This window comes from Paenarthrobacter sp. CM16, assembly GCF_013179505.1.
Lineage (GTDB): Bacteria > Actinomycetota > Actinomycetes > Actinomycetales > Micrococcaceae > Arthrobacter.
Genome location: NZ_JABMCX010000178.1, coordinates 1 through 9932 on the forward strand (window position 1 = coordinate 1; position 9932 = coordinate 9932).

Annotated in this window: 10 protein-coding genes; all 10 read right to left on the reverse strand. The window is 63.4% G+C overall.

The window, feature by feature from the left end; genetic code table 11:
* Window positions 1-503 (reverse strand): aspartate-semialdehyde dehydrogenase (locus HP499_RS15500; protein WP_172325130.1); only part of this gene is annotated, 503 nt, incomplete at its 3' end.
* A 107-nt stretch (window positions 504-610) separates the two neighbouring features.
* The gene (locus HP499_RS15505) at window positions 611-835 is read right to left on the reverse strand and encodes an NF038396 family protein (protein WP_172325131.1); all 225 of its coding nucleotides are present in this window, start codon (window positions 833-835) and stop codon (window positions 611-613) included.
* A 2-nt stretch (window positions 836-837) separates the two neighbouring features.
* Complete coding sequence (locus HP499_RS15510; RefSeq protein WP_172325132.1) at window positions 838-1449, reverse strand: dihydrofolate reductase; 612 nt, start codon at window positions 1447-1449, stop codon at window positions 838-840.
* Window positions 1446-2249 carry a thymidylate synthase gene (locus HP499_RS15515; RefSeq protein ID WP_091469055.1) on the reverse strand — a complete coding sequence of 268 codons (804 nt, stop codon included), beginning with the start codon at window positions 2247-2249 and terminating at the stop codon, window positions 1446-1448. The genes HP499_RS15510 and HP499_RS15515 overlap by 4 nt, the downstream gene beginning before the upstream one ends.
* Window positions 2246-2638, reverse strand: a complete 393-nt coding sequence (locus HP499_RS15520; protein ID WP_172325133.1) for a GntR family transcriptional regulator — start codon at window positions 2636-2638, stop codon at window positions 2246-2248. The genes HP499_RS15515 and HP499_RS15520 overlap by 4 nt, the downstream gene beginning before the upstream one ends.
* The gene (locus tag HP499_RS15525) at window positions 2635-4314 is read right to left on the reverse strand and encodes a hypothetical protein (protein WP_172325134.1); all 1680 of its coding nucleotides are present in this window, start codon (window positions 4312-4314) and stop codon (window positions 2635-2637) included. Before HP499_RS15525 ends, HP499_RS15520 begins: the two co-directional genes overlap by 4 nt.
* A 67-nt stretch (window positions 4315-4381) precedes the next feature.
* A complete protein-coding gene (locus HP499_RS15530; RefSeq protein WP_172325135.1) occupies window positions 4382-5350 on the reverse strand; it encodes an NUDIX hydrolase in 969 nt (322 codons plus the stop codon).
* Window positions 5351-5359: 9 nt separating this feature from the next.
* Window positions 5360-7609: an RNA degradosome polyphosphate kinase gene (locus tag HP499_RS15535; protein ID WP_172325136.1), complete on the reverse strand. Its 2250-nt coding sequence runs from the start codon at window positions 7607-7609 to the stop codon at window positions 5360-5362.
* A gap of 103 nt (window positions 7610-7712) precedes the next feature.
* A complete protein-coding gene (gene mshD, locus HP499_RS15540) occupies window positions 7713-8684 on the reverse strand; it encodes a mycothiol synthase (protein WP_172325137.1) in 972 nt (323 codons plus the stop codon).
* A gap of 257 nt (window positions 8685-8941) precedes the next feature.
* Complete coding sequence (locus HP499_RS15545; protein ID WP_018776718.1) at window positions 8942-9640, reverse strand: response regulator transcription factor; 699 nt, start codon at window positions 9638-9640, stop codon at window positions 8942-8944.
* Between the last annotated feature and the right edge of the window lie 292 nt (window positions 9641-9932).

Sequence of the window (9932 nt, forward strand, 5' to 3'; positions counted from 1 at the left end):
GCCTGGTAGGTCATGGAGGTGCCCCATTCCACCAGGTTGTTCTTGAACAGGCCGCCGAGGCCCATGAGCATGCAGGAAACCGTACAGTTGCCGCCGATGAAGTCCTTCACGCCACCGGACAGTCCGGCGTCGATCACGTCGCGGTTGATGGGGTCCAGCACGATGATCGAGTCGTCGTTCATGCGCAGGGTGGAAGCAGCATCGATCCACAGGCCGTCCCAGCCGCGGCTGCGGAGTTCACCGTGGACCTGCTTGGTGTAGTCGCCACCTTGGGCGGTGACAATAATCGGCAGCTTGGCCAGCGTCTCAATATCGAACGCATCCTCGAGCTTGCCAGCCCCTTCAGCGAACGACGGGGCGGCACCTCCTGCGTTCGAGGTGGAGAAAAATACCGGGTTGATGTTGGCGAAGTCGTTCTCGTCCTGCATGCGCTGCATCAGGACGGAACCAACCATGCCACGCCAACCGACCAGTCCAACGGACGGATTAGCTGCTGTAGTCATTGAACAAGTCTAAACTTTCGGGACGCAGGGCCGCTGTTGGTTACGTCACGCACGCCCGGCACGACACCGAAACCCGCCCAAGCGGCCGCGGAGGCCTGCCGCGCTGGTTAGGGGGTGCCGGCGTCGTGCTCTTGCAGGAGCACGGCCTTACGCTTGCGCAGGGCGAAGAAGGCTCCAAACGCGAACACCTGCGTAACAACGATCAGCACAATAATTCCAGCAATCTTGTTGCCGCCCAGGATCATGGTCAGTCCCACAATGGCGGAGATCAGGGCGAAGAGCGGCAGCAGCATGTAGCCCAGCACAAACAGCGTTTCAGGTTTCTTCAGCATGCTCAGCTCTCTTGGCTTTCCTGGGTTGCGTTCCGGCGCCATGTGGTGAACCGGTAGTTGGTGCCGTTTTTGGCGGTGAGCCAGCCTTCGGACGGGGCTACGGCGTCGAACGCCCAGTCATCACCGAGCTCGGGGGCGAAGGTGTCACCCTCCAAGTCGGCGTCAATGATGGTGATGACCGCCAGATTGGCGATTTCCATGGACTGCTCAAAGATCTCGCCCCCACCGATGATCCAGACCTTCTGGCCACCGGGGGCGAACTGGGATTCCAGCAGGGCCGCGTCCAGGGATGAAACCACGACGGTGCCCTCCGCCTCGGGCGTGGACGCCCAGCCTGCGTTGCGGGTCACCACAATGTTGGTCCGGCCCGGAAGGGGACGGTACTTTTCCGGAAATGACAGCCACGTCTTGCGGCCCATGATGACGGGATGCCCGGTGGTGAGTTGGCTGAAGTGCTTGAGGTCCTCGGGCAGGTGCCACGGCATGGAGCCGTCCTTGCCGATTACGCCGGACTTTGTCTGCGCCCACACCATGCCGATGCCGGTCATGCTGGCGGCGGTCTCTTGCGTGAAGATGACGCCGGGCAGCTGCGAGGGATTCCCGGAAGTGCTCATACGGCGATCGGCGCCTTGATGGTGGGGTGGTGGCGGTAGTCCACAACCTCGAAGTCGTCCAGGGTGTAGTCGAAGATGGAGTCCGGCTTCCGGAGGATCTTCAGTTGCGGGTACTCGTACGGCTCACGGCTGAGCTGCTCGGCAACCTGGTCAACGTGGTTGTCGTAGACGTGGACGTCGCCGCCGGTCCAGACGAATTCGCCCGGCTCCAAGCCAAGCTGCTGTGCCACCATCCGGGTCAGCAGGGCGTAGGAGGCAATGTTGAAGGGGACACCCAGGAATGTGTCCGCGGAGCGCTGGTAGAGCTGGCAGGACAATTTTCCGTCGGCCACATAGAACTGGAAGAACGCATGGCATGGCGGCAGCGCCATGTCCTTGAGTTCGGAGACGTTCCATGCGGACACAATGTGCCGGCGGGAGTCCGGGTTGGCGGCCAGGTTGGTCATGAGCTCGGAGATTTGGTCGATGTGCCCGCCGTCGGGGGTCGGCCAGCTGCGCCACTGGACGCCGTATACGGGGCCGAGCTCGCCGTCGGCATCCGCCCACTCGTCCCAGATGGACACGCCTTGGTCCTGCATCCACTTCACGTTGGAGTCGCCGCGCAGGAACCACAGGAGCTCCACTGCCACGGACTTGAAATGGACCCGCTTGGTGGTGATGAGCGGGAAGCTTTCGGCAAGATCGAACCTCAACTGGCGGCCGAAGACGCTGCGCGTTCCGGTGCCGGTACGGTCCGATTTATGCGTGCCGTTGGTCATGACGTCGCGCAGAAGATCTTCATAAGGGGTGGGGATGCTCACGAGTCCAGCTTACTGGTCAGCCTGCCCCGGACCAGATCTATGAGAGTGTCGTCACCAATGCCGGCCTCACGCGCCGTCCGGAGCAAATCGTCGACGGCGGCCATCACAGCAGCATCCGAACGGACGGTGCCGTGGGGTGCTGGTGGCGGGCCGACGACGACAGTCCCGTTCCGTCGTCGTGATTCAATCAGTCCGGACTGCTCCAGCTCCTTATACGCGCGCCCCACTGTTCCCGCGGCGATGCCGAGATCGGCGGCCAGGCTGCGCACTGTGGGCAAGCGGCTGCCGGGTGCCAGGACCCCTACTGCAATGAGTGAGCTGAGCTGCCGGCGGATCTGCTCGAACGGCGGGACAGGATCCGAGAGGTCCACCGTGATCCCGGCGGTCATTGTGCGTGTTCTCCCTGTTTGACGGCGCCACCCCGTGGAATGCTCCTGAACAAGCTCCGCACCGGAGTCACAGCGACCAGGAGCGCAACGACGATCAGGGCGATGCCGATAGGGATTCCAGGGTTGGGTCCGATGGGATCGGGACTGGGTGTGGGCGGGAACACACCGTACCAGGCGTTGCCGGCGCTGCACAGCAGCGCGCCCGCCTGCCCCAAGCCATACGCTGCCAGGGTCCGGACGATCCTGTACATGCTGATGGCCCGGAGCGCGGCGTCCAGTCCCGCATTACCGCCTGCCTCGGGGATACCACGACGACGACGCACCGCCAGGATAGCTGCGGCGCCGGCGAGCCCAACCATGACAGTAGTAAGAACGGCGGCCGGCCAGGCTTTCGGACCCAAGGGCTGCGTTTCCCCGGCCACAGCGAAAGCAACCGCCAGGGCCAGCACCAGGGTGCTGCCAATGGCGAAGGAGAGCAGGCCCCTGGAGACGGGTTGTCGTGGCCAGTGGACCGGAGCGTCGGGTGTGCCGTAATTCCTGGCGGCCAGGAGGTCGCCCGCAGCGATGGCTGCGAGGAGCAGCACGGCCACAATGCCCGTCAATACCGGGAAGGACCACACGGCAGGTGGGCGGGGCGGGAACAGTATTGCTGCGTAGCCGGCGGCCAACGCTAGTCCGCCCACCACTCCCAGGGCCGCTCCGAGGGAAATGCTCAATCGTGCAGCGGGGTGCGTTCGGGGATCGGCGCGGAGTGTTGCTGCGCTGGTGGTCTTGGCCGCTTTCTGCAGCGACGGCAATTCCGGAACCCGCCACCACCACATCATGAGGAGGACCACCATGTTGACCAGGCCCAGGACGTTGAACCACGACGATTGCCAAAGGGCTCCCGGTGCGGGCTGGGCCCCGAAGTTGCCGGCGATGGCAGCCAGGCCGGCGGCGATGGTGCAGACCGTCCGGAGCAGTCGGTTGGTGGCGATGGTCCGGAGTGTTCGGTTGTCGTCGCCATCGAGGGTCTCAAGCTGGCGGCGGCGGGCGATCAGGAGAAGTACCAGCACGGTTCCCAGTGCCAGGACCACCAAGGCCGCCCCGAGCCAGGCGGCCAGCTCTGCTCCGGGAATCCGGCCGTCCTGGCCTTGACCCATGTACCCGTTGTCCGGATATGCACTGCCCTGGGGTGGTGCTTGGCCCGGGGGTGTAGGGAGTACCGGTGTGTGGCTTGGAAGGGCCCCGATCCACGCGATGGCCAGCGCTGCGACCGCGAAGATTGCGGCGGTGGTCCATGCAAGCCTGCGGGGAAGGAAGTCGCGGATCCTGCGGACGGTGAGTTCAGCGTATCTGCGTGGGGCCTTCGGTGCCGGGTAGCTCAACTGCCCCAGGGCATGGACGGTGAGGCAGGCGACGATTGGCCAGCCCAGGGCGGTGGCGATCTGGTCCGGAGTTGCAGGGGCGTTCGATCCCATGGGATTCGCGCGCATGATCCCGGCGTTCATGGCACCCTGCAGTGAGCTGGCCATCCACCCGATGATGCCCACCCATAAACCGTGCGAGGCAACGGATTGGGCATCGGGCTTGGACCAGACCTGCATGCGCAGAAACAGGTAAACGATCACGGCGCCGACTGCAGGCCCAAGGAACAGCAAAGGCGGCAGGCTGATGTACACGGAAAAGACCCCCAAGTCTTTGTATCTATGTACTAAGTATTTGATACAAAAGACCGGGGGTCAACTCCCGGCCCGTGTGGTGTCAGTCGTCGAAAGGCTTGACCTGTTCCACGGAAACGATCTTCCGCTCGGACCCACGCGCCACTTGGCAAACAATCACTTCACCGGGCGTCAGGTAAGGGTCTGATGCCGGAAGAAACGCTTTGAGGCCCTGGGACATGTGTTGGCCCAATTGTTTCAGGGCAGTAGGCAGGGCAGGTCGGTGCGTGCACACGGCAATGGGCACCTGCTTGTCGAACAGCGCCTCAACGGCCGCAGCAGTCTTCTTGGGGGAGCGCTGGTGGCTGTGTTCCGTCAAGGCTTCCACCAGTTTGACCTTGGCTCCGCTGGCCTTGGCGTAAGGGGCGATGGTGGCAACGCAGCGCGCCCAAGGGCTGGTGACCACGCGTTGTGGCTTCCACACCCCCAGGAGACGCTGAACGGCAACTGCCTGCCGCTGGCCCGTAGCCGCCAATGGACGGTCGCCCTCGGCCTTGGTCCAGGAGGACCGTGGTTTTGCCTTGGCGTGGCGGATCAGTATCAGCGGCCAAGTATCCAGCTCACCCCGGATATGGGCCTTCTCGAGGTATTCGAGCGGCTCCACATCCGTAGGGTTGCTCAGGAACGAGGCCGCCCTGTCAGGGCTGCACCACATTACGCTGTCCACTTCCTTGCCATCGGGCCTGAGCTGGGCTCCGTTGACACGGACGGCCCAATACCGGACCACCTTCAAGCCGGCACTCACATGGTAGTGAATGGCGGGAAGGGGTATGCCCAAAGGAGCTTGGAGGCCAATCTCTTCCCACACCTCACGGGTTGCGCACTCGGGAACCGTTTCGCCGGCGTCGAGCTTTCCCTTGGGCCAGGACCAATCGTCGTAGCGCGGGCGGTGGATGAGGAGAACCTCGAGGGCACCCTTGTTGAGCCGCCATGGAATGGCGCCGGCCGCGACAACAGCCACCGGCTCGCCGGGGTGGTCCGTCTGATCCGCCACGGGGGTATCGCTGTTCAAGTGGTTCCTCTACCGCCGTGCCGATGCGCGTTGGCGCGAACGGGAGTCCAGGAGCCAGGACTGCATGTCCAGCAGCGGCTTGCCGTCCTCATCCTGGTGATAACGCGTCCAGTGGCCTTGGTTGTCCAAGTGCCAGCTGGCAGTGTCATCATCTACGTAGCGGCGCATCAGGTCCATGACGGTTGCTGTGTCTTCCTTGCTGGCCAGCTGCACCAGGGCCTCCACGCGGCGGTCGAGGTTGCGGTGCATCATGTCCGCGGAACCGATGTACACCACGGGCTCGCCGGCGTTGCCGAAAGCAAACACGCGCGAGTGTTCAAGGAAGCGTCCCAGAACGGAGCGGACCGTGATGTTCTCGCTCAAACCCGGTACCCCCGGGCGCAGCGAGCAGATGCCACGTACTACGACGTCAACCTTCACGCCGGCCTGCGAGGCACGGTACAGGGCATCGATGATGGCCTCGTCCACCATGGAATTGACCTTGATCTGCACCAGGCCCGGGATGCCGGCGCGTGCGTTGCGGATTTCGGTTTCAATCCTCTCCACCAAGCCTGCGCGGACTGAGCGCGGAGCCACAAGCAGGCGCTTGAAGGTGGACTTCGGGGCGTAGCCGGAGAGCTGGTTGAACAGCTTGGAGAGGTCCTCACCCACTTGCTCGTTGGCGGTCAGGAGGCCAAGGTCCTCGTAGTAGCGGGCTGTGCGGGGGTGATAGTTGCCGGTGCCGATGTGGCAGTAGCGGCGCAGGCCGTCCACCTCCTGGCGGACCACCAGTGACAACTTGCAGTGGGTCTTCAAGCCCACAATGCCGTACACCACGTGGACGCCGGCCTGCTCCAGCTTGCGTGCCCAGGAAATGTTGGCCTGCTCATCGAACCGGGCCTTGATTTCCACCAGGGCCAGCACCTGCTTGCCCGCCTCTGCAGCATCGATCAACGCATCCACAATGGGTGAGTCGCCGGAGGTCCGGTAAAGGGTTTGCTTGATGGCCTGCACTTTGGGATCCGCCGCGGCCTGCTCCAGGAAGGCTTGAACGGAGGTGGAGAAGGAGTCGTATGGGTGGTGGAGCAGGATGTCCCGGCGGCGCATGGCGGCAAAAACGTTGGCAGCCTTGGACGTCTCGGACTCGTTGAGGTAGCGCGACGTGTGTGGAACGTGCTTGGGGTAGTGGAGATCAGCACGGTCGATGTTGCTGATAGCCGACAACCCACGCAGATCCAGCGGTGCCGGTACGGAGTAGACCTCGGATTCTTCGACACCCAGTTCCCGGATCAGCAGGGCCTTGATGTTCGGGTTGATGTCCGTGGTGACTTCCAAACGGACGGGAGGACCGAAGCGGCGGCGCAGCAGTTCCTTCTCCAGGGCCTGGAGGAGGTTCTCGGCGTCGTCCTCTTCAACTTCCAGGTCCTCGTTGCGGGTGACGCGGAAGGTATGGTGCTCCAGGACTTCCATGCCGGGGAAGAGCTTGTCCAAGTGGACGGCGATGACTTCTTCCAGCGCGATGAAGCGGGCAACACGGCCCGGGATGGCGCCTGCGCGGGGGCCGTCCACGGAAATCAGGCGGGGGAGCTGGTCCGGAACCTTCACACGGGCGAAGAGTTCCTTATCGCTGATCGGGTTGCTCACAATCACGGCAAGGTTCAAGGAAAGCCCGGAGATGTACGGGAAGGGGTGCGCAGGATCCACGGCCAGCGGGGTCAGGATGGGGAAGACCTTCTCGTGGAACATGATGCTGATCCTGTGGCGGGCATCCTCATCAAGTTCGTGCCAGTGCATGAGGTGGATGTGTTCATAGGCCAGTGCCGGGCGGATCTGCTCGGCGAAGACCCGTGCATGGCGTTCCTGCAGCTTGTGCGCCTCTTCGCCGATCTGTTCGAGCACCTCGATGGGGCTCAGCCCGGCCGGGGAGGGTACGGCGAGGCCCGTGGCGATGCGCCGTTTGAGGCCTGCCACGCGGACCATGAAGAACTCATCCAGGTTCGAGGCAAAGATCGAGAGGAAGTTGACGCGTTCCAGCAGGAACAAGTCAGGGTCCTCTGCGAGTTCCAGCACGCGGGAATTGAACGCCAGCCAACTGAGCTCGCGGTCCAGGAAGCGGTCCGGGGTGATGTCGCCTTCGGGCTCAAGGCTCGGCGCGAATTCCGGAATGTCGATGCGGTCCTGGGTGGCTCGCGATGCCGGCACTTCCGAGGATCCGAAGCGTGGGGGCAGAGTTGCGCCCTTCGAGGTGGATCCGGCGGTGCCGACGGGGTCCGGCTGCATGGGGTTCTCCTAAGCTCAGGACGGGGTTTCCTCCCACATTACAAGCAATTGTGCTGCCCGAATCATAGATGTCACCGGCTTTCCGTCCGGCAATCGCCCCGGGTTAATTTTTGGTTAAAGGTCCATACATTACATCGGTGTCCCAGCGAACGAAGCCAAGCTTCTGATATAGGGCTACCGCCGCCTCATTGTCGGCGTCAACGTAGAGCATGACGGCGTGCAGGCCTTTGTCCTGGAGGTGCTTGATTCCAGCGACGGTCAGGGCCTTGCCCAAGCCCAGGCCTTGCGCCGCTGGAGTAACGCCCACCACGTACACCTCGCCGATGGCCGGGTGCGGTCCTTGGCGCGGATGGACTTTGGTCCAGTGGAATCCCAGGAGCTCACCCTCGGCGTCCACGGCCAACAGAAAGCCCTCGGGGTCGAACCAATCCTCAGCCTTCCGGGCCTCGAGGTCCGCCAAGGTCATGGAACCCTGCTCGGGGTGGTGGGCGAACGCGGCACGGTTGGCTGCCAGCCATGCCTGCTCATCCTGGCCGGGCACAAAGGCGCGGAGGGAAACGGCGTCCGGGAGGCCGTCGTCGGGCAGTGCCGAAGCGGAGGACATGAGGCGCATCTTCCACAGCTCACGTACCGGCCCGTATCCGAAGGTGGCGGCAAGCCCGGCTGCGGCCTCGTGGTTTCCGTGTGACCACGCGCTGAGGCCGTCCAGGCTCCGTTTGCCCTGCAACGCGCCCAGCAGCCGTCCGGCAACGCCTTGGTTGCGGTAGCTCGGGTGGACAGCCAGTTCCAGGACTCCGCTGGAGTCAGGCGCTTCAACGACGACGGCGACGCCCGCCAGGTCTTCACCCGTGGCCGGATCGGAATCCTCGTCAGGGGCGTAGAGGACCAAGGACAGCACCGAGTGGTCGCCGGAATCGATGCCGCGCAGCATTACCAGCGTCTGCTCCGAAAAGGGCGGGTTCCCGTCCGACTCTTCCGCTGCTGCGGCGAGGGTCTTGACGTCCTTGAGGAGATCGGGGTCCAAGGCGCCGGCGATGATCAGGACGGGCCAGTTTTCCGGGTGCGCGTGACTCATGATGCAAGGCTATACGCCCAGGGCAAGCCCGTTGATTTGAAGTCCCGCTGTAAGGGCGGTAGTCTCAATATCTCGCTCGGCTTCGTGGCTTATTCGTAAGTCACCTGCAGGTCAGCGCAGGGGGGATCCACCAGTGGGGTGGCCTCGATACGTTCGACCCGTATGTCCTCCACCAAGAAGATAAAGAAGGCCGGAATCCGAGGGGATTCCGGCCTTCTTTCTTATGTTGAGCGCGTTTTCCCAAGGCGCAGGGCGGCTTAGGCCTCGGAGAGCTCGTCATCGGGCAGCCGCACCAGCGTGAGCCGATAGCCAACGTTCCGGACTGTGCTGATCAGGTTCTCGTGGTCCACGCCGAGCTTGGCCCGAAGCCGCCGGATGTGGACATCCACCGTCCGGGTGCCGCCGTAGTAGTCATAGCCCCAGACCTCTGTCAGCAGTTGCTGGCGCGTAAACACCCGTCCCGGGTGCTGTGCCAGGTACTTCAGGAGCTCAAATTCCTTGAACGTCAGGTTCAGTGGCTGGCCGCTGACGCGTGCGGTATAGCTGGCCTCGTCAATGACCACCCCGGCAGCGCGGATCTCCGTTTGGGTTTCCTCTTCACCGGGAACCGCCCGTGCCATGGCCAGGCGGATCCGGGCCTCCACTTCAGCGGGGCCTGCGGAGTCCAGCACGATGTCGTCCACTGCCCAGGCAGAGGAGACGGCAGCCATGCCGCCTTCCGTCAGGATGAGCATGAGTGGAGCGCTGAGTCCGGTGGCCTTGAGCAGCTGGGTCAACGAGCGGGCGCCCACCAGATCCTTGCGGGCATCCAGGAAAACGATGTCCGTGGGATCGGTTTCAAGCAGGGCGGTGGGTTCTGCCGGGAGGATGTGTACGCGGTGGTTCAGCAACTCCAAGGCAGGCAAAATGTCCACCGATGAGCCGGTGCTGTTCGTCAGGAGCAGGATGTGCGACATAGTTCCTCCAATGGGCTGTACGCGCATCATCGGGCGTCGAAACCGGAGAATCCCGGCCGGTCACAGCGCATTGGCGGCCTCTGCCCGTTGTAACGGGATCAAGGCCAATACAGTGCGCCGTTGAAGTCTGAGTATACCCATCAGTGCCCTGCGACACATGGATTCGTGACGGGCGGACACCGGAATTACGACATATTGGGCCGGCTTAAGGCAGGATTGTCGAGAGGTCGTAAGGCGCATCGGATTGAGGTCGGCACACAGTGAAGTCTTGGAGCATCGGGGTATTCGGACT